Here is a 25,004-nt window from a genome sequence, read left to right as displayed (position 1 = left end):
GATATGCAACAGAGATACAGGCAGGTATTGACAGAAAATGTCGCACGCCGGTCCGGTATGGAATTAAATTATGATGCGAGCGGAATTGAAATCCAAACAGATCGCCGTCCTTATGGGCGGCTGGTCCGGTGAGCGGGAAGTCTCCCTGCGCACGGGAAAGGCCGTGCTCAAGGCTTTGCAGGGCAGCGGTTATCAGGCCTGCGGCATCGATGTCGGGCGTGATCTCCCCCAACAGCTTCACGACGCAGGGGCGGACGTGGCCTTTGTCGCTCTACACGGTCGATTCGGTGAGGACGGGACCGTTCAGGGGCTGCTGGAGATGATGGGGGTTCCCTATACCGGTTGCGGTGTCTTGTCCAGCAGCCTGACCATGGACAAAATCGCCACCAAGAAAATCCTCGTCTATCATGATGTGCCGACGCCGGATTTCAAAGTTGTCCGCAGGGGCGATGATCTGGAGCCGTTGATGACCCAATGCACTGATTTTCCCCTGGTGGTGAAGCCCTGCAGGGAGGGATCGACGCTGGGAGTGACCATCGCCCATGACCGGGAATCCCTGCACAAGGGGCTGCAGGATGCGCTTAAATTTGATACGCGGGTACTGGTGGAAGAATACATTCCTGGGCGGGAAGTGACGGTCAGCGTTCTTGACGGAGAAGCTCTGCCGATCATCGAGGTTGTCCCTCGCGGCGGTTTTTACGATTTCAATGCCAAATACGTCGCCGGCTCCACAGAGTATCTGCTGCCTGCGCCGCTGGAACCGGCCCTCTACCGGCGTATTGCACATGCGGCAGTCACTGCATGCGACGCACTGGAGTGTCGCGGCGCGGTGCGGGCCGATTTTCGGGTCAGGGAAAACGATTTTTATTGCCTTGAAGTCAACGCGATCCCCGGAATGACGGAGACCAGCCTGCTTCCTAAGGCCGCGGCCGAGGCAGGGATTGCATTCGATGAGTTGGTACAGCGTATTCTTGAAGGAGCGGCGCTCGATAAATAAAACCCGGGCGCAATGAAAGAAAAGACAACCGGATGCGTGATTTCAAAGCCACTGACAACCCGCGCCTTAAGCGTAACAAGACCAAGCCCAACAAGGTCAAGCGCAAGCGGCAGCCCCGAGACTGGCGCAGATTGCTGCAGCGGGCTTTACGGGTTGCGGTCGCGGCTGTTAGTGTCACTTTTATTGTCGGCGGCGCGGTGGTTGCCGCCCGCATGCTGGCCGCTTCTGATTTCATGCGGGTCGCCCGTGTCCAGGTTGAAAACACGCAACGGACCAGTGAGGAGGAGATAGCCGCCCTTTCGGATATCAAGATTGGCGACAGGATCTTTGAGCTGGATCTGGAGATGATCGCTGCACGCATCGAGGAAAACCCCTGGGTGCGGCAGGCGCGGGTCGACCGGATCTTTCCCCAGGATGTGCGCATCCGCGTTGCCGAGCGCGAGCCGCGGGCAATCGTCAACCTGGGTTACCTCTATTATGTGGACGAGGGGGGCGAGGTCTTTAAAATGCTGGACGGGCGCGACTGCCTCGACTATCCCGTCATTACCGGCATGGAGCGTGATGAGCTGGTCGACAACCCCCGGCAGGCGCAGGATCGGCTGCGTCGGGCGATATCGCTGCTGGGGGAGTTGGAACAAAGGCGGCATTTCAATATCGAAGCGGTGTCGGAAATCCATCTGGATGCCCGCCGGGGAATCGCGCTTTACACCTATCGCAGCGCCGTCCCGGTTCATCTGGGCGAAGGGGATTACGCTGCAAAGCTGGACCGGCTCGAACGTATCTACAAGGAATTGGAACCGCGTCTGGCGGTGCTTGAATATATCGACCTGCAGGTGCCCGACCGGGTTATTGTTCGCAGGGATGCAGGCACGGCAAACGTCGGCGGCTGACTTTTGAAAGAAAAAAACACGGAGTCGCGTGGTGTTCAAGAGGCATAAAGGCGCGTCTCCGTTGACAGAGGCGGGACAAGAGTTTTTCGCACAGGCGAATATCGGCAAACAAGGGGGAACCATGAGTAGCAGAAAAGACAACCTGGTCGTCGGACTCGATATCGGAACCACAAAGATTTGCGCCATTGTCGGCAATCTGACCGATGAAGGTCTTGACATTGTCGGCATCGGCACCAGCCCTTCAAAGGGGCTGCGCAAAGGAGTGGTGATCAATATCGAGAGCACCGTATCTGCTGTGCGCAAAGCGCTGCAGGAGGCGGAGCTGATGGCGGGTTGCGAAATCAAAACGGTATTCGCCGGGATCGCGGGCGGTCATATCAAGGGATTCAACTCCCAGGGGGTGATCGCCATCAAAAATCGTGAAGTGACCAGCGAGGATGTGCGGCGTGTTATCGATGCCGCCAAGGCCGTCGCCATCCCCATGGACCGCGAGGTGATTCACATCCTGCCGCAGGAATTCATCATCGACGACCAGGATGGGATCAAGGAGCCGCTGGGAATGAGCGGCGTGCGGCTCGAGGCGAAGGTGCACATCGTCACCGGCGCCGTTGCCAGTGCGCAGAATATCATCAAGAGCTGCAACCGGGCGCAGGTCGATGTTGCCGATATCGTTCTGGAGCAGTTGGCTTCTGCCGAAGCGGTCCTTTCCAGCGACGAGAAGGAACTCGGTGTCGCGATGGTCGATATCGGCGGCGGCACCACCGACATCGCCATCTATATCGACGGAGCCATCAAGCATACTGCGGTTTTGTCGCTGGGCGGAAATCACCTCACCAACGACATTGCTGTCGGCCTGCGCACCCCCATGGGCGAAGCGGAAAAGATCAAGCATGCCTACGGCTGCTGCCTGACCAGCGAGGTCGGCAAGGATGAAAGCATCGAAGTGCCCTCCGTGGGCGGGCGGGAACCGCGCGTGCTGTCGCGTCAGTTGCTCGCTGAAATTCTCGAGCCGCGTGTCGAAGAGATTTTCACCCTGGTCAACCGGGAGATTATCAAAAGCGGGTACGAGGATCTGATTGCCTCGGGAGTGGTCATCACCGGTGGAACTTCGATTCTTCCGGGTATGCCCGAACTGGCCGAGCAGATCTTCGGCATGCCGGTTCGGCGCGGTGTGCCCAGGGACATTGGTGGCCTGACCGATGTGGTCAATTCACCTGTTTATGCCACCGGAGTCGGGTTGGTCAAGTACGGCTGCCGCAACATGGAGAGCAGAAATTTCACCATCGGTCAGGAAAATATCTTCGACAAGGTGGTGAGACGGATGAAGGAATGGTTCGGCGAATTTTTTTAGAACATCAAAACACATCCGGAGTTGCGGAGAATTTCGGATACAAAAGGCGAGGAGGGAGACATGTTTGAATTTGACGACAGTTTGGATCAAACCGCGAAAATCAAAGTGATCGGAGTCGGGGGAGGCGGCGGAAACGCGGTCAACACCATGATCGACAACATGGTGGACGGGGTCGAGTTTCTCACGGCCAACACCGATGCCCAGGCGCTCAAAAACAGCCACGCGCCGATGAAAGTCCAGCTCGGCAGCAAGCTGACCAAGGGCCTGGGGGCCGGTGCCAACCCGGAAATCGGCCGCGAAGCCGCTTTGGAAGACCGGGCGCGCATTGCCGAATTCCTTGACGGGGCCGACATGGTGTTTATCGCCGCAGGTCTCGGCGGAGGCACCGGCACGGGTTCAGCGCCTATTATTGCTGAGGTTGCCAGGGAACTCGGCGCTTTGACCGTAGGGGTCGTGACCAAGCCGTTTACCCGCGAAGGCAAGCAGCGCATGAAGAAGGCGGAGCAGGGCGTTGAGTGCCTGAAGAAGGTGGTCGACTCGCTGATCGTGATTCCCAATGACCGACTGTTGGGTCTGGCCGGAAAGAACATGAGTATTCTCGATGCGTTCAAGCCTTCGGACGATGTATTGCGTCAGGCCGTTCAGGGCATTTCCGACCTGATCACCACCAGCGGCCTGATCAACGTCGACTTTGCCGACGTCAAGGCGATCATGAGCGAGCGCGGCATGGCCATGATGGGAATCGGTGCGGCATCGGGAGAAAAACGTGCGGCCGAGGCGGCCCAGAAGGCCATCAGCAGCCCGCTGCTGGAAGATATCGACATCTCCGGTGCCAAAGGGGTACTGGTCAACATCTGCGGTTCTTCCAGTATGACGATGGAGGAGTTCGACGAGGCTTCCCGCATCATTCACGAGAAAGTTCACGAGGACGCCAATATCATTATCGGACTGGTGGTTAACGAGGAGATGGGCGAGAACCTCAAGATCACCGCGATCGCCACCGGTTTTGGGGAATCCTTCGAGCGCAGCAAGCTGGCCAGCGACGAACTCAAGGCGCAGGCGGCCATGGCGATGGGCTCCAAGGTCGATCGCGATATTCCGGCTTTCATTCGCGAGCGCCAGCGCGAGTCGATCCGCAACATGCGCTCGACTCTCGGCGGTGCTTCCGGAAGTGAGGATGAGTACGATATCCCCACGTTCCTGCGCAAGCGCGTAGACTGATAAAAACTTTTTTCAGAGACCTGGATTGTATCCGGCCTCGGTCTGCGGGTGAACTGCGTCCGAGGCTGTAAAACAGAAAATGTCACCTGTCATCAGTCCGTTCCTTCCCGAGTCGGTTCTCCGCCCGGCGAAGCAGGGGAGGTGCGCGTTTTTTATTTTTATTCTGTCTCCCTTATCAAGGCCGCTTAACCGCGGCCTTTTTTTCGTGATATCGTGTTAGGATGATTCTTGTGAGGAGTGAGGAGTGAGTAGACGTCTACTTGACAAGGCACGCCGTCGTCTGGCGGCGGAGAGCGGGGATCGGGCCAACCCCTGGGGGGGACGGCTCGCCGTGGCGCTGGTGTATCCCAACACCTACCACCATGCCATGAGCAACCTTGGCTTTCTGACCGTCTACCACCTGCTCAATCAGCGCGACGATGTATTGTGCGAGCGTTTCTTCCTGCCGGACCCTGAAGATCTGAAGGAGCACCGCAATACCGGCTACCCCCTTTTCTCCCTTGAATCGGGAAGGTTTCTCGACGAGTTCGACCTCATCGCCTTTTCTCTCAGTTTTGAAAACGACTACCTTCATCTGCCGACGATCTTTGAACTGGGGCGGCTCCCCTGGAGATCCGATGCGCGCGACGAACGCTCTCCACTGCTGCTGGCGGGGGGCGTTTGCGCTTTTCTCAACCCGGAACCCCTGGCGGATGTCGTGGACCTGTTCGCGGTCGGTGAAGCGGAGCCGATCCTGCCGTCTTTGCTCGAAACGTTGCAGGCAAATACGGGCGATCGTGCGGAATTGCTTGTCCGGTTGGCGCGGCAGCCCGGCCTGTACGTTCCTTCGCTTTACGAGGCGACTTATGACGAACATGGGCAGTTTGCCGGACATCATCCCCTTGCTGATATCCCCGCCAAGGTCGAGCGCCAGTACCTTGCCGACTTGAACCAGTCGCCGAGCCTGTCTTTTGTGCTTACACCAAATACCGAATTCGGCGAAATGTTTCTGAGCGAAATTTCGCGCGGGTGTTCCCGCGGCTGCCGCTTCTGTGCCGCAGGGTACATCTATCTTCCCCCGCGTGAGCGCAGTTTTGAGACGCTGCGCGAACAGATCGATGCAGGTCTCTGCCACCGGGCGCGCGTCGGCCTGGTGGGGGCGGCGGTTTCCGACCATCCCGACGCACCGGCTCTGCAGCGCCATATTCTGGAACACGGCGGCGAAGTGTCCGTCTCCAGTCTGCGTCTTGACGCTTTGCGACAGGAAGAAATTGAGGACCTGGTGGCGTCCGGACACAAGACCGTGGCCATCGCTCCCGAGGCCGGTAGCCAGCGGATGCGCGACCTGATCAACAAAGGGATCGACAGAGAGCAGATCCTGGAAGCCGTGCACCGTCTGGCAGAGGCGGGGATGATTAACCTCAAGCTCTATTTCCTCATCGGGCTGCCCGGTGAGGCGGACGAGGATATCGAGGCGATTATCGCTTTAAGCGATGAAATCCGGCTTATCTGGCGCGAAGCGGGCCGCCGCCGTGGCCGGCTCGGGACGCTGACTCTGTCGGTCAATCCCTTTATCCCCAAACCCTTTACCCCTTTTCAGTGGGCCGGCATGGGATCTGAGAAAGCCTTGCGCAAGGCGGTCAAAACACTGCGTAGCGCGGTGGCGCACATGCCCAATACGGAGGTGATTTTCGAATCACTTAAATCCGCTGTACTGCAGGCCTTTCTTGCCCGCGCCGACCGCCGAGCCGCCGAGGTGATCAGGCTGCTGGCGCAGGGCAAAAACCTCAAGGCTGCCTGCCGGGAGCAGGGGCTGGACCCGGACGCGGTGGTGATCCGCGAGCGTGACCCGCACGAGGTGTTCCCATGGGAAATCATCGACAACCGGGTCCGCCGGGAGTATCTTCTGCAGGAATACCGTCGTGCCCTGCAATGCGATCCGACCCCTCGCCGTGCCCCCGGCTGTGTTCGTTGCGGCGTCTGCGGGCAGCCGACCGCAACCGCCACACATTCATGAATCGAAGGCGCACGACTTGACAGATGCAGGGGAGCGGGTAAAATGATGACCGATTCGATAATCATTTAACGCGCAGTTGCGCAAGGAGGTTTTTTATGGCACAGGAAAGAACCGGTGTGATCACCTTTAAAGGCAATCCCATGACGCTGATCGGTCCTGATGTGGGCGTGGGGCAGAGCGCGCCGGATTTCAAAGTGGTTGATACGGGGCTGCAGCCGGTAAGCCTGGGCGATTCCGCCGGCAAGGTGCGGCTGATTACGGTGGTCCCCTCTATCGATACGCCGGTTTGCGATACCATGACCCGCAAGTTCAACGAGCAGGCCGCGCAGTTGCCCGACAATGTAGAAGTCTACACCATCAGCATGGATCTGCCCTTTGCCCAGAAGCGCTGGTGCGGCAACGCCGACATCGACAAGGTCAAAACCCTGTCCGATTACCAGGAGCGTTCTTTCGGCGAGAACTACGGGATTTTGATCAAGGAACTGAAACTGCTGGCGCGCGCGGTTTTCGTGATCGACGCGGCGGGCAAGATCGCCTACCGCGAAATCGTCCCCGAGGTCACGGACGAGCCCGATTACGATGCGGCGTTGGCGGCGGTGAAGAAGCTGGTCTGAGAGAGATTTTCAGACAATCTGCTGATGAAGGCCCCTGTCTGACGGCGGGGGCTTTTATCATTTCAAAGGGATGGGTTAGCGGTCGCGATTGCCGCGGTTTCCCAGCAGGCTTTCGAGGCTGAACAGCCGCCGCGACTGCTGGCGCAGATCCTGGGCTCGACCGTGCAGGTCCACGCCGCGGCGAACGATGCGCCCGGCGCGGCGCGCACCGAACAGCACCACCAGCAGGCCGATGAAAATAGCGATTTCCCACATCCCGAATCCGAACATATTCGTCTCCTTTTCATCCTGCTCCGGATCTTAGCCCGAATCTCTCTTCAGGTTCAAGGCTTAGCGTAACTTGCATGGGAGCGGAGGGATGTTTTATCGTAAAAGCTGCTGATCCTTAAATTTTTCGACTGTCATAGAACAGAGATTGCGCGATGAATGTTGAACAGATGAAAAAGGTGGTGCGCGAGATCCTGACCCGCACCGATCTGACGCCCTGCATCGTGGGACACCGCGGGGTCGGGAAAACCGCCGGTCTGGTTCAGGTGTGCCGTGAAGCGGATCTCAATTATATCCCGCTGCGGCTTGGGCAGATGGAGGTCGGCGATCTCGTGGGCATGCCTTACCGCGAGGGCGATGTCATGCGCTGGTCGCGGCCTTCCTGGTGGCCCGCCGACCATGACCCGCCGACCGTTGTCCATTGCGACGAACTCAACCGGGCGCAGCAGGAAGATACCCTGCAGGCGATTTTTCAGTTCGTCGAGCCCCCCGCTGAAGGGCAGCAGCGTGCTCTTCACACCCATCAGCTCGATCCTCGCCACAAGGTGGTGGTGACCATCAACCCTCCGGACGGCACTTACCAGGTGGCGACGCTCGACCGGGCGCTTCTCGACCGTATGGTGATGATCTACGTGGAGTCGGACTACGCCTGTTGGGCCCGCTATGCCGAGCGCAAGGGCTTTGATGCCGAGGTGCGCCGCTTCCTTTCGGTGAACACGCAGATGCTGGCCGCGCCCGGTGAAGCGATGGACATGCAGATCGAGCCGACGGAGCGGGCCTGGGAGATGGTCAGTATTCTGCGCAAAAACTGTCGTTTCGATCCCGATCTGGAGATGGAGGTTTACGCCGGGCTGGTCGGCAACGAGGCCGCCGCCATGTTCCTGCGCTGGTGCCATGAAAACCGTGAACGCCCAGTGGAGGCGCATCAGGTTCTCGACCAGTGGCCCAAGGTGGCTGACCGGGTGGCCCACCAACGCGACGACCTGCAGGCGGCAACCCTCAACGCGGTGGTGAACCGCCTGCGCGACGATGCCGATCTGAATTCGTCCCAGGAGAAAAACCTGGTGCAATACATCGATGTGCTGCCGCGGGACTTGCGTTTCGGGCTGGTCAAGACCCTGCTGCAGATCCCGGCGGTTGCGACGATTCTCAGCCGCGACGAGCATGATGCGGTGGTGTTCGATGTCATCGAGCAGATCAGCCGCGAAGCCAGTTGAAAAAGCCGATCACCATGAACGACCCACAGCAGCGCGGAATAGAAAACGCCATTATCCGTCTGCTCAAGCGGCGTCCCTTCTACGGCCATATGCTGCTCGGCCTGCACCGCCGCCCCAGCAATGCGCCCGCGCCTGTCGGCATCACACTGTCCGGCGGCGTGCCGACTCTGAGTGTCAACGCCGAACGGTTGCGGGCGTATCGCGGGGAGGAGCAGGAAGCCCTGCTCGAACACCTGATCAAGCATCTGCTGCATATGCACATGGTCCGCCGCAGAGACTGCCACCGGCTGCTGTGGGATGTCGCCACCGATCTGGCCATTAACCCGGGCATCGAGCACATGCCTGCCGCCGCGCCACGGCCGGAGAAGTTCGGGCTTGAACCCGGCTTGGCCGCAGAGGAATATGCCCGCCAGTTGTCATCCCCTCTGGACATGGGCAACCTGGAAGGGGAGGGACTGGGCAGCGCCAGTCGCGAAGAGGCCGGCACACTGGCGGGCAGCGACGCCGATTCGAAAGATACGCCCCAGGCCACTCCGGTAGACGATCACGAGATCTGGCGCGAAGCCGATGCGACTCCCGTCAAACTCGCAGAACAGACAGTGCGCGATCTGGTCCGGCAGGCCTGGCGCAAATCCTCTGGCGAGGTGCCTGGCGATGTCTCACCGCTGGTGCTGTCGATGCTGGCCCCCTCGCCGGTCCCCTGGCGCCAGGTTCTGCGCCAGTTCGTCGCAACCGCCGGGCGTGTCGGGCGAAGAGCCACCTGGATGCGTGAAAACAGGCGCTTCGGCCACCAGACCCCCGGCCAGCGCAAGCGCCACCGCCTCAATCTGCTGGTGGCGGTCGATGTCAGCGACTCCACCAATATTCAGGCGCTGCGTGAAACCTTTGCCGCCGAGCTGGTGCGCATCGCCCGTGGGCGCGACAGTCTGATTACGGTCCTCTACGCCGGCAGCCGCATCCAGAAGATCACGCATTTCCGCGGCACTGACGTAGTCGCTGAGGTCTATCATGGCGGCGGTTTCACCGACCTGCGCCCCGCCTTTGACTACGCCCGCAGCATGCACCCACGCCCGGCCGCCGTCATCTACCTGACCGACGGCTACGGCGAGGCGCCCGAGAAGATGGAATTTCCCACCCTCTGGGTGCTGACACGGGAAGGCCAAAAACCCGCTGACTGGGGAGTCGAACTTCGCCTCGACGCCTGACCTGGAAGATCGCCATCAACGAAGAACGGACAACGGACATGAACGAGCTGCCTCCCATGACAGAAGACTCCGTGCGCGCCCTGCTCGAAGAAGCCGGCGCCCGCGTCGCCTCTCGCGGCGGCCGCACCGAGAACTACGGTGCCCCGCGCGAATTCTCCTTTGAAGTGCGCGCCCAGTTCCCCAACGGCCTTGTACTGCAGATCCTCGCCCGCCAGTATAACTACCGAGACCCCTGGGAAGCCGGCGGCCGCGTCAACGACCTGGTCGACGTGACTTTGCTGCGCGATGGCGCCCCCTCACCGCTGCCGCGCGGTTACAACTGGTTTCAGGCACGGGACGAAGAAGAGGGCATCGATGAACCGTCCCTGCGGGAGATCATCGCCGCAGTACGCGACCTCAACCCCAAGATTTTCAAACTGCAGGAATTGACCGGGGATCTGTAGCACACAAGGTGAACTCCGTCGAAAATAAGATAGGATAGGTAATTAATATCTCGGCAAGGAGCTCATCATGGATACAGATCCCAACAATCACGATCCGATCTCGCGCCTCAGCCAAATCGATCTGTCCCAACTACCCCCTGATGGCGGCGATGCCTTCAACCGTCTGATCTTCGAAAAAAGCCCGTACCTGCTGCAGCATGCGGAGAATCTCCTCGACTGGTATCCATGGGGGGAAGAGGCCTTCGCGCGGGCGCGGCGGGAAGATAAGCCGGTGTTTCTGTCCATCGGCTCTTCCACCTGTCACTGGTGCCATGTCATGGCCCATGAGTCCTTTGAAGATCCTGAAGTCGCCGAGGTCCTCAATCGTCATTTCATCTGCATCAAGGTCGACCGCGAAGAGCGCCCGGATATTGACGACACCTACATGACCGTCTGCCAGATGCTCACCGGCAGCGGCGGCTGGCCGCTGACGCTTCTGCTTTCTCCCGACGGCAAGCCTTTTTTCGCCGCGACCTACCTTCCGAAGCGATCCCGTGGCGGGGCGATGGGGCTCATCGAACTGGCGCAGCGGGTGGCGGATCTGTGGCACAGTGACCGCAAGCGGATTACCGAGGCCGGTGAGCAGATCCATCAATCCCTGTTGCATCTCAATCAGGGAGAGGGGAGCGAGGCCGCTCTCGAACCCCGCTATCTGGAGGCGGCACGCAGTCACTTCGCGCGTGTTTATGACACACAGCACGGAGGCTTCGGCCGGGCGCCCAAATTTCCCACCGCACACAACCTTTCCCTGCTGCTGCGCATCGGTCGTCGTTTTGATGATACGAAGGCCCGAGATATGGCGCTGCACACCCTGAAGCGGATGCGGATGGCTCGTCTTTCGGGGGATGTGGAACTGGAGGAGCGGGGCGAGCGGCTCCTGGGGAGGCTGCTGCCGATGGCCGAACAGAATCCGCAGGCTTTCGGGCAACTTCTTATCGCCCTCGATTATGCGCTCGGGCCGCGGCAGGAAGTGGTCATTTGCGTACCGGAACACGATGCGCGTCCGCAGGAGATGCTTGCTGTTTTTCGCCAGGGGCTGCACCCTGGGACGCTGGTATTTCTGCAGCGACCGGATGATGCAGAGAGCCGCTCGCCCCTCGACCCTTTACGCGACAAACATGTCGTTGATGGAAAACCGACAGCCTGGGTCTGTCGGGACCAAAGCTGTCGGGAACCGGTCACCTCGGTCGAGGCGCTGAGGCAGATTCTGGATGGATGATTAGCCTGAAGAGGAGCGCCCCTGGATGCTCAATTGCTCTTCTTCGCTTGTTTTAAGCGGTGCGCTGGTCCCGTCGGCCGTCAGGCGGCAGTGAAAGTATTCCTCCGGCGTGTTGATATTGCGGAAGCTCTTTCCCTGCGGATCGACGGCGTTGACCGCGGTGATCGCCACCTCGCTTACGCGGACCTGCGGGAAGAAGTGCACAATGCGTCGCCGTCCGCGATCGAGGGTGTTTTCGATGGCGCCAAGGCAGTTCTTGTGGTAGAGGGCGTGCAGCGGCTCGAGGCCGTTGGGGCTCTGCGGAATCACCACATCGCTCTGCTCAGAGTGGTGGCAGAGGGTGCGGATCAGATCCGTGTTCAGGTAGGGCATGTCGCAGGCGGCCACGAAAATACGCTGGTTCTGCGCATGGCACAGACCAGAATGTATGCCCGCCAGGGCGCCGCGACCATAGTAGATGTCGGGCACTTTGCGGCAGGGAATGTCCTGGTAGAGTCCGGGCGAGTTGGTAACGATGATCACCTCATCGAACAGTTCCGTCATCTTCCGGTAGATATGATCAATGAAACGCGCTCCAGCGACCGGCAGCAGTGATTTGTCGCACCCCATGCGCCGGCTCTCGCCGCCTGCCAGTATGACGCCGGTGATGCCGGAAATCCGTCCATCCGCTGCCACCTGACGGAGGCGTTCGTGATGGGCGTACACCTCGAAGCTGCCGCCGCGCACATAGCCGATGAGGGTGATCCCCGCCTGTTGAGCAAGTTCCACGGCAGCGTCAGTGGGCGAGGTGCGCGAGGCGATCAGGGCGATGCCCAGCCGGGTCGCTTTGGCCACCATCTCCGTTGATACTCTTCCCGATGTGACCAGCAGCTTTCCCTTCAGGTTGATTCCCCTGAACAACGCCTCCCCCGCAATGCGATCGAGGGTGTTGTGGCGCCCGAGGTCTTCAGCGAACAGCTCCGGATCTTCAGTCGACGAAACGGCCGCAGAGTGAATTCCCCCGTGCCGGGAGTAATTGTCCGCCAACCGTGCCAGGTTGGCCATCAGGCCGAGCACGGTCTGCGGATCAACGCTGGAGGGTGAAGCTGTGCCCTCGTTTTCAGACGGCCTGAGGTGCTGGGGGAGGTTGAAGACGATCCCCGTGCCGCAGCCGGAGGTCAGGGTCGGGGTAAGGCGCTCCGGAATGTCTTTTTTGAGGCGAATGCTGGCAAGCCCGAATTCACTGCAGACTCCCAGGCTTAGAATGTCGTCGGGAGTGGAGATAAAGCCCTGCAGTCGCAGAAAACCGACAGCGAGAAAATTCAGTTGATGAGGGCTGGCAACCAAGGTCGCAAGCTCACGTTCATTGACCATCAGGCGCAGGGGGAACTCCTGCACGATGTGGCGTTCACGCTGCTGAAATGCCTGTTTTTCATAACGCACGGTGGTGCGGGGGGAAAGCGTCCCTGTCATCTGTCGAACCTCGCTTCCATCAGGTTGTTCCTTGCCGGTTCAGAAAAAGCCTGTCGCTGTTCGGCGAAGAACATAGCAGGAAGCGTGCCGCAGAAAAGTTCTTTAAAAACAATGTGTTGACAGTATGTGGATGAGTCGGGACGACCCATGTGGGTCATTTTGATCCAGAGATTGTAGACAAGAAGTTATCAGGTGGGCTCGCCGCTGCGTACCAGCGCGAGAAATTCGGTGAATCCATTGACCGTCAGTGTTTTATCGCGCAACTGGGGTTTTTTGAAGGTTGTGGCGATGTCGGCAAGGATTTCAAGCTGGGCGCCGTTATCGTTGTGAGGGGTCAGGATCAGGCAGACGATGTGGCTGGGGGAGCCGTCGGGCGCATCGAATTCGATGCCTGTCGGTGAAAGTCCGATGGCGACGATCGGAGTCATCAATCCCGGCAGGCGAGCATGGGGGACCGCCACGCCTTCGCCGATGCCGGTGGCCATCAGGCGTTCGCGGCTCAACACCGCAGCGCTGACGACCCCGACATCAAGTCCGGCGTAGGGCGCAATGTTGCGGGACAGCTCTCGAATCGCTTCCCAGCGATCGGTCGCTTCGAGACAGGTGATGAACCCCTGCGGTTGCAGGAAGTCGATAAAACGGCGCGGTTTCTTCAGGTGAAGGATGCGCTGCAGCGCAGGCCCGCTGACCAGGGAGGTGATCAGTGCCATAACCACCAGAGACACAAACACTTCGTTGCTGATCAATTCTAATTGAAGGGCCAGCACACCGAGGATGATCCCCATGGTGCCCTGCGCGCTCATACCGAAGCCGACCCCGATGGAGTCTCGCCGCGTCAACCCGCCTGCTCTTCCGCCCAGTGCGCTGCCGATCACCTTGCCGCTCAGGGCGAGGATCAGGATCGTCAGGGTCAGCAGAACATTGAAATTCTCAACGAAATTGACCTTGAGTCCGATGCTGGCGAAAAACAGCGGCGCAAATATGAAGGAGACAAACTGATCGATTGTGGCCCGGGTCCGCTCCCGCAGGTGACTGGAATGCCCCAGGGCGACTCCCGCGAGAAAGGAGCCGAAAATGGCATGAATGCCGATCCACTCGGTAAAGGCCGCCGAAACCAGGCAGACGGACAGGGCAAAGCCCAGCACGCCGCCGGGCCAGGTGGTATGGGCCTGAATCCAGGGGAGCACCCGGTGCAGGCACCAGGGGATAATAGTGAGCATGGCGGCGGTAAAGGCCAGCGTGATCCACAGGGTATGTTCCAGCGGCATGCCGTGGCCGGCGCCGATCATGCCGAGAATGACGGCGAACACCAGCCAGCCCAGCAGGTCGTTGAATACCGCGGCAGCTATAATTGTGACGCCCAGATCGCTGCGATAGATGTTGAGATCCATCAGGATCTTGGCGATGATCGGCAGCGCAGAGATTGAAAGCGCCGTCGCCATGAAGAGGGCAAACGGCAGCGGGGGGGCGGGCGCCTGGTAACCGACCAGTCCGGGGGTCCACCAGGCGGCGGCAAAACCGAGTGAAAAAGGCAGCAGCATGCCGGCAAGGGCCACCCAAAGCGCAGTTTTCCCCTGACGCCAGACCGTGGAGAGATCGACCTCCATCCCTGCCACCAGCAGAAAAAGCACGATAGCCAGGGTGGTCAGCCCGTCGAAAGCAAGAGCCCCGCCTCCCGTGCGTGGAAAAAGAAAGGTGTGCCAGTCTGGGGCCAACGCGCCGAAAATAGTCGGTCCCCACAGGATGCCCGCCGAGATTTCTCCCAGGACCGACGGCAGATTATAGCGCTGCGCCAACTCGCCAAGCCCGCGGGCTGTGGCGAGCAGCAGGCCGAGGGCCAGAAACAGCGCCGTTATTTCATGGGGAGTTAAAGCGTCCATGCACTCTCATTTCTCCGGCTCAGATTCGAGGCATCCTGCAGAACAGTTTAAATGGAGGAGAAAAAGTTTAAGCAAGCCTTGGAGCAGTGGCAAGTAAAAAGGTGGTGGGAGGCTCTGAATTAAACATGTCGTACCGAGTGTTGCATTGGCATCGTGACAGACAAAAAAGGGGCGGCGGTTTGACCCGCCGCCCCTTAGATTTTAACAACGTCTGAAAAAGACCGATTTGTCAGGTCGGATCAGCCTTTATGGACAAGAGGATGTCGTGGTTGATGCTGATTTTCGATTAGTTCTTTGATGCAGCCACGGCGGTTTTTTCTCCGTCTCCTTCAACCTTATGAAAACGGTCGGGAATCGAGTAGTCGACCGTTTCCGGGTGGTGTTCGAAGATGGGGAAGTACTTGGCGATCAGAACAAAGAACAGGATATGCGCCGCAATGATACCGACCGTCACCATCGATTCCAGCAGATTGGGTACATAGATTTCCTGACCCGGCTGGATCATGCCGAACATGGAGACGTTGAAGCGATTGAGAACCAGCCCGAAAATGGCCAGGCTGGCGGCGCGCAGCTGCATATTCTTGTCAGTGCGGATGCGGCTTTGCAGAAACATCCAGAACGGCAGCAGCAGGCCGATGGTGATTTCAACCAAGAACAGCGCGGTCAGAATCGGCCGGTCGAACAGCGGCCCCTGGGGGGCGACCAGCAGCGGAACGAATTTCACCAGCATGTAGGCGCCCATGACCCAGGGAACGATGCGGGTCAGGGTTGACAGCAGGCTGGATTCGTCCGGCTGCCCCATGTAGCGATGCACCAAACTGGCCTCCAGCATGACGATGCACAGGCCGGTAAAGATGGCCGACAGCCAGAACTGCAGGGGCAGCAGCGGCGTGTACCACAGGGCGTGCAATTTATCGACCGCGATGAGGAAGAAGGTTCCCAGGGTCGACTGGTGCAACGTGGAGATCATCGCCGCCAGGATCGCGAAGGGGATCTGCAGGTTGCGCAGCAGCCGCAGCGGAATGTGCCAGCCGAAGCGCTCCGACACCGGGTGCAGAAATTCCAGGAAAAGCACCGTGGTGTAGGCCATGACGCACATGGAGACCTCGAACATGGGCGAGTGTACGTTCCAGTTCCAGGGAAAGAGTACGTAGACGCCGCGATGAGGCTGGCCGAGGTCGAGCATCAGCCCGACGCACACCAGAGAATAGCCGAGAAAACCGGTCACGATGGCCGGGCGCACCAGGGGCTCGAGCTTTTCGATGCGGAAAACATGCGCCACCACGCCGAGGGTGAAGGCACCTGCCGCCAGCGGTACGGCGGTGACGACATCGAAAGAGATCCACAATCCCCAGGGATAGGTATCGTTGAGATTGGTGGTGGCGCCCAGTCCGAAGATGAAGCGCACCGCCGAACCCAAAGCCGCCAGGGCGACGAGGAATATCAGGAACTTGATAAAGCGATGGTAGCCCTGAATTTCAGTGAGAATAGTTTTGGCTGCGGTCATGAGTGCTGATCCTCCTTGCCCTTCTGATCGGATTCCACCTGATGGGTCGACTCTTCGGCCGGGGCGCAGCATGCTGCACCCTTCTGGTCATGTTCTGCGGAACGCTCTTTTCTGAGCCGCTCCTTGCGGTGCTGGAACCAGGTAATGCCCGACAGCGCGGCACCGACACCGACGAAGATGCCAGGCACGAGTCGCAGCGCCTGCCAGGTGTATTCGGGCAGCGGGCGCAGGGTCACCGGCTTGAATCCGAGTTCGTTGAAAGGCAGGTTGGTCAGGTAGATGACATTGGTGCCGCCTGCCTCATCCTTGCCGTACACCTTGTGGATGTAGCGGTCGGGATGCTGGGTCAGGCGTCGCTCGGCTTCCTTGATCATCTCCTTGCGCGGGCCGTAGCTGATGGCCGTGGGGCAGGCGGTGACGCAGGCCGGCTCCAAGCCCTCGCGCACGCGGCTGTAGCAGCCGGTGCATTTGCGGACCAGCGGGAAAACCTTGCTCCACTCGTACTTAGGCACGCCGAAGGGGCAGGCGATCATGCAGAAGCGACAGCCGATGCAGCGTTCGGCCTTGTAGACCACCGGGCCTTCATCGGTTTTCTGGAAGGCCCCGACCGGGCAGACCGAGGCACAGGCCGGTTCGTTGCAGTGCATGCACATCTCTTTGTAAAAAGCGAACTCGTTGTGCCCGTTGCGCTGATAGTCGCGGAACTTGATGCGGGTGAATGTATGTTCCGACATGGCCGGCGGATTCTGGTACCCCTCACCACTGAAGAAATCCGTCTCTTCCGCCTGCAGCTGGTTCCACTGCTTGCAGGCCACCTGGCAGCCACGGCAGCCGGTGCATTTGGTCATGTCGATCAAAAACGCCTTGTTATTGCTGAAATCCTTGCCGGCACTCATGCGCTTTTACCCCCTTTTTCGATGTTGCACAAAAACGCTTTGTATTCGGGTATGGTGGTGTTGGCGCAGCCGACCGCCGTGGTCAGGGCATTGGCGGTATCGCCTTTGGCCAGACCGGCAAAGCCGAAATGCCAGGGCAGCCCCACCTGTTCCACCAGCTTGCCCCCGATACGTAGGGGTTTGATGCGGGAAGTGACCAGGGCGCGTGCCCGGATGCTGCCCCGTTCGGAGGAGACCCTGACCCAGTCGCCGTTTTCGATTCCCTTCCAAGCCGCCAGCTGTTCGCTCATTTCGATGAACATATCGGGCACCAACTCCACCAGCCAGGGCAGGTTGCGGGTCATCGCGCCTGCCTGCCAGTGTTCGGAGACCCGGTAGCTGGTTCCGATATAGGGGAATTTGCCGGAGTTGCTGATGTTGCCGGGGGTTGCCACCGCAGGATTGCACTGCTGACGACTCATCAGGTTGGCGACCGGACTTTCCATCGGCTCGTAATGTTCCGGGAACGGACCGTCGGCCAGCCCGGCGGCATAAAGACGTCCCAATCCTTCCGCAACCATGATGAAGGGTTTGCGTCCGCCGGGTTGATTCATGGGCGGCCAACCGCCGTCGGGGACATCGCCCTGCCATTTGCCGCTGACGGCATCCCATTTGATCACCGGGCGTTTGGAATCCCAGGGACGACCGTCGGGGTCGACGGAGGCACGGTTGTAAAGCACGCGGCGGTTGACCGGCCAGCACCAGGCCCAGTTGTGGTACATCTCCATACCGGTGGGATCTTCCTGACCGCGGCGCTGCATCATGTTGCCCTCCTCGGTGTAGGAGGCGCAGTAAAGCCAGTTGCCGCTGGTGGTGGAACCGTCATCCTGCAACAGTGCGAAACTCGGAACCTGCTGCCCCTTGCGGTAGGTTTTGCCGCCGATCTGCACGTCGCGGGTAAAGCGGCCGTTGCACTCGCGGGCCACCAGGTCGATATCCGGTTCGTGGCCGTCGCCGTACTCCCAGGACAGATTGACGATGGGGTCGGGGAAAGCCCCGCCCTCTTTTTTGTAAAGGGCCTGGATGCGTCGGAACATCTGGTCGATGATGAACGCGTCGCTTTCCGCCTGCCCCGGAGGGTTGGCGGCTTTGTAGCGCCATTGAGCCCAGCGTCCGGAGTTGGAGACGCTGCCCTGCTTCTCCACGCTCGATGCGGCCGGCAGCAGAAAGACCTCGGTCTTGATCTCCTTCGGGTCGACGCCGGGACGTTTCCAGAAGATGGACGATTCGGTTTCCCACAGGTCGGCAGCAACCAGCCACTTGAGCTTGTCCATGCCGCGGGAGATGCCGTTGGCGTCGGGCCCGCCCACTATCGGGTTGGTGCCCAGGCAGAACATGCCGTCGAAGCCGCCTGCCTGCAGCCGCTCCATCACCTGGATGTAGGAGTAGTTGCCGCTGCGCTTGGGCAGGTAGTTGAAGCAGAAATCATTGTCTTTCACCGCATGGTCGCCGTAATAGGCCTTGAGCAGGCTGACCATGTACTTGGGATAGTTGCTCCACCAGTTGGCGCTCTGTTCGTCGGTGGTGCGCGGCGTGGCTTTCTCGAGGTAGTTTTTCAGGTCGGTGTCATGATATTCAGGTGCCTTGAGGTAGCCCGGCAGGATGTGATAGAGCAGGGCGTAGTCGGTGGAACCCTGCACGTTGCACTCGCCGCGCAGCGCGTTGATGCCGCCGCCGGCGCGGCCGACGTTGCCGAGCAGCAGCTGCAGCATGGCGTAGGAGCGCACGTTCTGCGTGCCGTAGGTATGCTGGGTGGTTCCCATGGCGTACATGATGGTCGCCACCTTGTCGGTGGTGCCGGTCCCGCAGAAAGCACGGGCGACCGCCATGTAATCCTGAATACTGGTGCCGGTGATCTCACACACAGCCTGCGGAGAGTAGCGGCTGTAATGTTTCTTCATCAACTGAAAAACGCAGCGCGGGTTCTCAAGCGTGTCGTCGCGCAGCGGTTTGCCGTCTGCCCCGGTTTTGTAACTCCAGCTGGTTTTGTCGTAGCTGAAGCTGTCGCTGTTGTAGCCGGAGAATATTCCTTCCTCGAAGTCGAAACTATCATCGACGACAAAGGCGGCGTTGGTGTAGTTCACCACGTAGTCTTTATGGTAGAGGCCGTTCTCAAGGGTATGGTTGATCAATCCGCCGATGAAGGCGATGTCGGTGCCCGGCCGCAGCTGGGCGTAGATATCGGCTTTCGACGAGGTGCGGGTGTAGCGCGGGTCGACAGAGATCAGCTTGGCGCCGCGGTCCATCGCCCGTTCCACGTATTTGAAGGAGATCGGATGGTTTTCAGCGGGGTTGGAGCCGATCGCGAGAATCACATCGGCATGCTGAATGTCGTTCCAATGGTTGGTCATGGCTCCACGACCGAATGATGCCGCCAGACCGGCGACAGTGGCGCTGTGTCATATTCGCGCCTGGTGTTCGAGGTAGCCGACCCCCATGGCGCGCGAGAATTTCCCCCACAGGTAACATTCTTCATTGTCGAGGGCCGCGCCGCCGAGGAAGGTCATGCCGTCGTTGCGGTTGACCTGGTAGCTTTTGCCGTTGACCTTTTCTGTCTTGATGAACTGCCGGTCGCGGCTGTCTTTCATCAGCCGCGCAATGCGATCCATCGCCCACTCCCAGGATTTTTCCTCCCAGCGGTCGCTGCCGGGGGCGCGGTACTTGACGGTGGTCAGGCGCCGTTCGTTGTTGGCGACCTGGAACATGGCGCTGCCCTTGGAGCAGAGCGAGCCGCGATTGATGGGATGTTCAGGATCGCCCTCGATGTTGACGATGCGTCCATCCTTGGTGTGGACAATCATCCCGCAGCCCACGGCACAGTAGGGGCAGACGGTGGTGGTGGTTTTAAGTCCCTTGGTGCGCATTTCGGGCGCGTCCGCGCCTGCCTGCGCCTGGGCGCCGGTCAGTGCGACCGTGCCGGCGGCGAGGCCGGTGCCCTTGAGGAAGTTTCGACGAGAAATTCCCATTTCTCTCTCCTTTCAGAATTCTATGAAATAACCCGGGCAGCTGCCGAGGCTTCCGAGCCTATGCGCAACAGTTGTGCCATTTTGGCGCAAGGGTTGAGAGAATGGGATAATTTAAGAATTTACGACAGGTTAGCGTAAACGGTGTTGCGTGGCGGAGAGAAGAGTCTGGCAGGGGAGATCGGGTCGTTATGACCCAGTGGGTACTGCTGACCCGGAAGTGCCCCCCCTCCCGGCTTCCCCCCGCTGGGGGGAGGAGCAAAAACATTTGCGGGGTGGGGGAAGCTGGGGCGGTTCGGGTTTTAATAGACCCGCATTTGTCCTGCCGGGCCTTCTTCGATGTGGCCGATCAGCCAGGCGCCGCAGCCCGCAGCGGAAAGTTTTTCCCGGAGCCGGTCGCACTTGTCGGGTGCGACGACCATCAGCAGGCCGCCGGAAGTCTGTGGGTCGGCCAGCAGGTCGAGGGTGGCTGCGGGGATGCGCTCCGGGTCCTGGACGCGGGGCAGATAGTGGGAGCGGTTGCGATAACTGCCTTCGGGTACCAGCCCCATGGACGCCATTTCGAGGGCCTGGGGGTAGGCGGGCAGGCTTTTGCCGTCGAGAACGATGCGGACATTGCTGGCCGCAGCCAGCTCGAGAGCGTGGCCGAGCAGGCCGAAACCGGTGATGTCGGTGCAGGCGTGGACGCCTGTTTCCAGCATGACTTCAGCGGCGCGCTTGTTGAGGGTCGCCATGCCGCTTATAGCCTCGGACAGGTCGGATTCGGTGAGCACTTCCCCCTTGAGGGCGGTTGCCAGCAGGCCGGTCCCCAGCGGTTTGGTCAGAATCAGGCGGTCACCGGGGCGTGCGCCGACGGTAGTGATCATCGCGGCGGGATCCACCAGCCCGGTGACAGCAAGGCCGTATTTGGGCTCATCGTCCTCGACCGAATGCCCTCCCGCAATCACGGCGCCCGCCTCCGCCACCTTGTCGGCACCGCCGATCAGAATGGCGGTCAGATCGTCGACGCCCAGCGTGCACAGGGGGAACCCGATCAGGTTGAGTGCCGTGATGGGGCGCGCCCCCATGGCGAACACGTCGGAGAGGGCGTTGGCCGCGGCAATCTGGCCGAACAGGTAGGGATCATCCACCACTGGAGTGAAGAAGTCGATCGACTGCACCAGTGCGAGGTCGTCCGAGATACGGTAGATGCCCGCATCGGCGAAGGGAATCGCGGCCGACAGCAGGTTGGGGTCGGCGGATATGGGAAGTTGACGCAGAACCTGCGCCAGGGTCTCAGGCCCGATCTTGGCCGCTCACCCGGAGGTGCGCGACAGACTCGTCAGGCGGATCTTTTCGGTCATTGCTTATCCTTTTAAAAATCAAAAGCTAAATTTTAACGCAAAGACGCAGAGAGGCAAAGGCGCAGAGAAACAAAAGAAAAAGACTTTTCAGATCTTTTCTCTCCCTGCTCTCCGTCTCTGCGTTGAAATCGATTTTTCAGTCTTTCTCCGGCAGTTTCCACGCAACCCGCTCATCTCCGACGCGGCGGGTGTATTTGAGGCTGTCGAAATGTTCCAGCAGGGCCTGCACCTGTTTGCGGGCGCTGCCGAACAGGTCGCGGAACTGGGCCAGGGTCAGGGTCTCGTTCTGTGCGAAGTGATCCCTGAGGAGCTGCACCGCATTTTGATAGGTCTCGGCGTGCAGATAGGTCTCTTCAGTGAGCTTGACCAGGCGCCCTTCAGCGAACAGGAAGGTGAAGTAGGTGTCGGCCTGTTCAGGAGTGAGATTCAGGCGCTCGATCATCTCGTTGCGGTTTTTGACCAGAGCTCCCCCGCGCTGATAGGCCGCTTCGATCTTCTCCAGATCTTCCGCCTGCTGCCGGGTCGGCTGGGGTGTCCAGTCCGACAGGGCAATCCATTCCCCTTTTCGCACCAGCTGGCCGTCGTCGATAATCATGGTGAGCAGCTTCTGAAATGCCTTTGATGAAACCTTGTCCGGCAGCGCGCCCTTCAGGGTGGCATGGGGGATGCCTGGCTGCAAGGGATTTTCGCTGTGAAAACGGGTGGTGGCGTCGCGCAGACGGTGGCGCCAGGACGCCAGGGCGTCACTGGCGGCCCACTGGTCGACAAGCTGCCAGGCGAGGCCTTCTTCCTCCAGTTGACGCAGGTTTTTCTCGACTCGCTCACGGCCGAGCCCGGAGAGCAGTTCGAGATTTTTCACCGTGGTGGACTGCTGATCGCTGAGCTTCTGCAGCAGGAAGGATTTTTCACCGCTTTCCAGATCCTTGAGCGCCTCCATGATCTCCGTGCGGAAACGACGATGCTTGACCGGACGCGGATCGAGCACCCGACCGCCGCCGATGGTAGTCATGGGGCTGTAGGAGCGCACGATGAAACGGTCCTCGCGGTGGGCGACCAGGGGACGGTCAAGGTGAATCTGGACAATGGCACTTTCTCCCGGTTCCATCAGGTCGCGATCGAGCAACGCCACCAGCCCCACCACCCGCGCAGTGCCCAGATAGAGATGAACCGGGTCGCGGAATTTGAGGGGGCGCGGCGCGTCGGCCAGCAGGGTCAGGCGGGCGTCGATGCAGGTGGTTTGTTCAAATACCTTCGGGGTGCCGACCACTGCGCCGCGGCGGATGCGTTCGCGATCAAGCCCCGCGAGGTTGAGGGCGACGCGCTGCCCGGCGCTGGCTTCTTCCACCTGCTTGCCGTGCACCTGCACTTCGCGCACACGCACCGTGTCTCCAGGGGGCAGTACCTCCACCATGTCCCCGGCGCGGACCCGTCCCGACAGAAGGGTGCCGGTAATGACGGTGCCGAATCCGGACAGGGTAAAGTGGCGGTCAATAGGCAGGCGCATGGGGCCGTCGGCATCCTTGATCGGCAGGGTTCGCGCCTTGGTCTCGATCAAGGAGGCAAGACCATCGAGCCCGTCTCCGGTGATGGCAGAGACGCGCGCCACCGGTGCCTTTTCCAGGAAGGTGCCGGACACTTCTTCGCGGACCTCTTCCTCGACGATGTCGATCCAGTCCTCTTCCGCCAGATCGCACTTGGTCAACACGATGATCCCCTGGGGGATCTGCAGCAGGTCGAGAATCTGCAGATGCTCGCGGGTCTGCGGCATGACCCCTTCGTTGACGTCGACGACCAGCAGCACCAGGTCGATGCCGCCGATGCCGGTCAGCATGTTGCTGATGAACTTCTCGTGACCCGGCACGTCGACCACGCCGGCGATCATGCCGCCGGGCAGGCGAAAGGGGGCAAAACCCAGATCGATGGAGATGCCGCGTTTTTTCTCTTCCGTTAAACGGTCCGTTTCGACACCGGTCAATGCGCCGATCAGGGCGGTTTTGCCGTGGTCGACGTGGCCGGCGGTGCCGATGATGACGTGGTGTTCAGTCTTGCTCATGGTTTCTATCCAAAGCGGTTTGCAATGCGGTGAGAAGATCGTTTTCCTGGTCGCTCGCCAGGGTGCGCACATTGAACAGCAGGCGATCATCCTGCACGCGGGCGACTACGGCAGGCTGTCCATGGCGCAGGCGGCGCGCAAGCGCGTCGACGGACTGTTCTCTGGGGGTGACGGCCATGGCGAAGCCGGGCAGTTCCGTGGTGGGCAGCGCTCCGCCGCCCACGGTGGAAGGCGCGGCAACCACCTCGATTTGTGCGCGGCTGTCGATTTCTTCCGTCGCCCGGCGCGCCAGCTTGATGCAGCGCTGTTCCAGTTCTTCAGCGGGGGTGGCCAGCATGCGCAGGACTGGAATCTCGCGCAGGGCGCGTTCGCGGTCGAGGTAGAGGCGCAGCGTGGCTTCCAGCGAGGCGAGGGTCAGCTTGTCCATGCGCAGGGCGCGGGCCATGGGGTGGGAGCGGATTTTTTCGATCAGCTCCCGTCGCCCGACGATGATGCCCGCCTGGGGTCCGCCCAGCAGCTTGTCGCCGCTGAAGGTGACGACGTCGATCCCTGCTGCCACCGCCTCGGCCACCGTCGGCTCGCGGGGCAGGCCATATTCGCTGAGATCGAACAGCATGCCGCTGCCCAGATCCTCCATCACGGCGATGCCGTGTGGTCTGGCGATTTCCACCAGTTCGGCACCGCTGACCTGCGAGGTAAACCCGACGACACGGAAATTGCTGGTGTGGACCTTGAGAAACAGCCCCGTTTCTTCGGTGATGGCGTTGAGGTAATCGCGGGGATGAGTTTTGTTGGTGGTGCCGACTTCCACCAGCCGTACGCCGCTTGCGGCCATGACATCGGGGATGCGGAAGGCGCCGCCGATCTCCACCAGCTCGCCGCGCGAGACGATCCCTTCTCTACCCTGGGCCAGGGCGGCCAGCGCCAGATAGACGGCGCCGGCGTTGTTGTTGACCGCTATCGCCGCCTCGGCGCCGGTGAGCTGGCACAGCAGTTCGGCGACCAGGTCATGGCGCAGCCCGCGCTTGCCGCTCTCCAGGTCGAGTTCGAGATTGGAGTACATGCGTGCCGTTTCGGTGATGGCCTGCAGGGCTGTTTCCGCGAGAGGGGCGCGCCCCAGGTTGGTGTGCAGCAGGGTGCCGGTGGCGTTGATCACCGGGCGCAGGTTCGGCCTCATGCGGTTTTGGACAAGCTGTGCCACCTCTGCGGCCACTTGTTCCAGGCCCAGTCGGGTCGCGTCAAAATCCTCTGCGGATTCCAGGATCTCGGTACGCAGTTGCTCCACCGTTTCGCGCGCGGCTTTAGTCAGCACATCATGCGGGACGCTCTCGCCGAGTTCGGTCAGCGCCTGGCAGTCCAGCAGTTTGTCTATGCCCGGCAGTTTCCGCAAAAGCTGTTGTGTTGGATTCATG

Annotated in this window: 19 protein-coding genes; 10 read left to right on the top strand and 9 right to left on the bottom strand. The window is 60.4% G+C overall.

What is annotated here, in order from left to right:
- The first annotated feature begins 70 nt into the window (after nucleotides 1-70).
- The 6 genes from GSUB_RS12980 to tpx all read left to right on the top strand — a co-directional run bounded on the left by GSUB_RS12980 (nucleotide 71) and on the right by tpx (nucleotide 7,069).
- On the top strand, nucleotides 71-997 hold the full coding sequence (locus GSUB_RS12980) for a D-alanine--D-alanine ligase (protein ID WP_040201157.1): 927 nt from the start codon (nucleotides 71-73) through the stop codon (nucleotides 995-997).
- Nucleotides 998-1,029: 32 nt separating this feature from the next.
- Nucleotides 1,030-1,887: a cell division protein FtsQ/DivIB gene (locus GSUB_RS12975; protein WP_040201156.1), complete on the top strand. Its 858-nt coding sequence runs from the start codon at nucleotides 1,030-1,032 to the stop codon at nucleotides 1,885-1,887.
- A 121-nt stretch (nucleotides 1,888-2,008) separates the two neighbouring features.
- Nucleotides 2,009-3,238 carry a cell division protein FtsA gene (gene ftsA, locus GSUB_RS12970; protein ID WP_040202520.1) on the top strand — a complete coding sequence of 410 codons (1,230 nt, stop codon included), beginning with the start codon at nucleotides 2,009-2,011 and terminating at the stop codon, nucleotides 3,236-3,238.
- A 60-nt stretch (nucleotides 3,239-3,298) separates the two neighbouring features.
- Nucleotides 3,299-4,459, top strand: coding sequence for a cell division protein FtsZ (ftsZ, locus tag GSUB_RS12965; protein ID WP_040201155.1), 1,161 nt, complete (start codon nucleotides 3,299-3,301; stop codon nucleotides 4,457-4,459).
- Between the two features lie 244 nt (nucleotides 4,460-4,703).
- Nucleotides 4,704-6,455 (top strand): radical SAM protein, encoded by a 1,752-nt coding sequence (locus GSUB_RS12960; protein WP_040201154.1) that lies wholly within the window; start codon nucleotides 4,704-4,706, stop codon nucleotides 6,453-6,455.
- A gap of 95 nt (nucleotides 6,456-6,550) precedes the next feature.
- The gene (tpx, locus tag GSUB_RS12955; RefSeq protein WP_040201152.1) at nucleotides 6,551-7,069 is read left to right on the top strand and encodes a thiol peroxidase; all 519 of its coding nucleotides are present in this window, start codon (nucleotides 6,551-6,553) and stop codon (nucleotides 7,067-7,069) included.
- Between the two features lie 75 nt (nucleotides 7,070-7,144).
- Here the strand turns inward: tpx and GSUB_RS12950 are convergent, their stop codons facing one another.
- The gene (locus GSUB_RS12950) at nucleotides 7,145-7,339 is read right to left on the bottom strand and encodes a Sec-independent protein translocase subunit TatA/TatB (protein ID WP_040201151.1); all 195 of its coding nucleotides are present in this window, start codon (nucleotides 7,337-7,339) and stop codon (nucleotides 7,145-7,147) included.
- A 152-nt stretch (nucleotides 7,340-7,491) separates the two neighbouring features.
- Here GSUB_RS12950 and GSUB_RS12945 point away from each other — a divergent pair, with 152 nt between their 5' ends.
- The 4 genes from GSUB_RS12945 to GSUB_RS12930 all read left to right on the top strand — a co-directional run bounded on the left by GSUB_RS12945 (nucleotide 7,492) and on the right by GSUB_RS12930 (nucleotide 11,459).
- Nucleotides 7,492-8,553, top strand: a complete 1,062-nt coding sequence (locus GSUB_RS12945) for a hypothetical protein (RefSeq protein ID WP_040201150.1) — start codon at nucleotides 7,492-7,494, stop codon at nucleotides 8,551-8,553.
- Entirely contained in the window at nucleotides 8,550-9,758 is a 1,209-nt protein-coding gene (locus GSUB_RS12940; RefSeq protein WP_318025922.1) for a vWA domain-containing protein, read from the top strand. Before GSUB_RS12945 ends, GSUB_RS12940 begins: the two co-directional genes overlap by 4 nt.
- 38 nt (nucleotides 9,759-9,796) lie before the next feature.
- Nucleotides 9,797-10,201 (top strand): hypothetical protein, encoded by a 405-nt coding sequence (locus tag GSUB_RS12935; RefSeq protein WP_040201148.1) that lies wholly within the window; start codon nucleotides 9,797-9,799, stop codon nucleotides 10,199-10,201.
- Between the two features lie 67 nt (nucleotides 10,202-10,268).
- Entirely contained in the window at nucleotides 10,269-11,459 is a 1,191-nt protein-coding gene (locus GSUB_RS12930; RefSeq protein WP_052464917.1) for a DUF255 domain-containing protein, read from the top strand.
- Here the strand turns inward: GSUB_RS12930 and fdhD are convergent, their stop codons facing one another.
- The 8 genes from fdhD to selA form a co-directional block, all read right to left on the bottom strand.
- Entirely contained in the window at nucleotides 11,460-12,911 is a 1,452-nt protein-coding gene (fdhD, locus tag GSUB_RS12925; RefSeq protein ID WP_052464916.1) for a formate dehydrogenase accessory sulfurtransferase FdhD, read from the bottom strand.
- A gap of 188 nt (nucleotides 12,912-13,099) precedes the next feature.
- Complete coding sequence (locus tag GSUB_RS12920) at nucleotides 13,100-14,791, bottom strand: cation:proton antiporter domain-containing protein (protein ID WP_158414085.1); 1,692 nt, start codon at nucleotides 14,789-14,791, stop codon at nucleotides 13,100-13,102.
- 286 nt (nucleotides 14,792-15,077) lie between these two features.
- Nucleotides 15,078-16,298, bottom strand: coding sequence for an NrfD/PsrC family molybdoenzyme membrane anchor subunit (gene nrfD, locus GSUB_RS12915; RefSeq protein ID WP_040201146.1), 1,221 nt, complete (start codon nucleotides 16,296-16,298; stop codon nucleotides 15,078-15,080).
- Nucleotides 16,295-17,194 (bottom strand): 4Fe-4S dicluster domain-containing protein, encoded by a 900-nt coding sequence (locus tag GSUB_RS12910; RefSeq protein ID WP_052464915.1) that lies wholly within the window; start codon nucleotides 17,192-17,194, stop codon nucleotides 16,295-16,297. The genes nrfD and GSUB_RS12910 overlap by 4 nt, the downstream gene beginning before the upstream one ends.
- Nucleotides 17,191-20,199: a formate dehydrogenase-N subunit alpha gene (fdnG, locus tag GSUB_RS12905; RefSeq protein WP_084212042.1), complete on the bottom strand. Its 3,009-nt coding sequence runs from the start codon at nucleotides 20,197-20,199 to the stop codon at nucleotides 17,191-17,193. Before fdnG ends, GSUB_RS12910 begins: the two co-directional genes overlap by 4 nt.
- Nucleotides 20,200-20,498: 299 nt before the next feature.
- Entirely contained in the window at nucleotides 20,499-21,539 is a 1,041-nt protein-coding gene (gene selD / locus GSUB_RS12895) for a selenide, water dikinase SelD (RefSeq protein WP_084212040.1), read from the bottom strand.
- A gap of 136 nt (nucleotides 21,540-21,675) precedes the next feature.
- Nucleotides 21,676-23,592: a selenocysteine-specific translation elongation factor gene (gene selB, locus GSUB_RS12890; protein ID WP_040201142.1), complete on the bottom strand. Its 1,917-nt coding sequence runs from the start codon at nucleotides 23,590-23,592 to the stop codon at nucleotides 21,676-21,678.
- Nucleotides 23,579-25,003: an L-seryl-tRNA(Sec) selenium transferase gene (selA, locus tag GSUB_RS12885; protein ID WP_040201140.1), complete on the bottom strand. Its 1,425-nt coding sequence runs from the start codon at nucleotides 25,001-25,003 to the stop codon at nucleotides 23,579-23,581. Before selA ends, selB begins: the two co-directional genes overlap by 14 nt.
- Between the last annotated feature and the right edge of the window lies 1 nt (nucleotide 25,004).

This window comes from Geoalkalibacter subterraneus (assembly GCF_000827125.1).
Classification (GTDB): Bacteria; Desulfobacterota; Desulfuromonadia; order Desulfuromonadales; family Geoalkalibacteraceae; genus Geoalkalibacter_A; species Geoalkalibacter_A subterraneus.
Note: the sequence above shows the minus strand (reverse complement) of the source record. Positions and strands in the feature narration are given on the sequence as shown.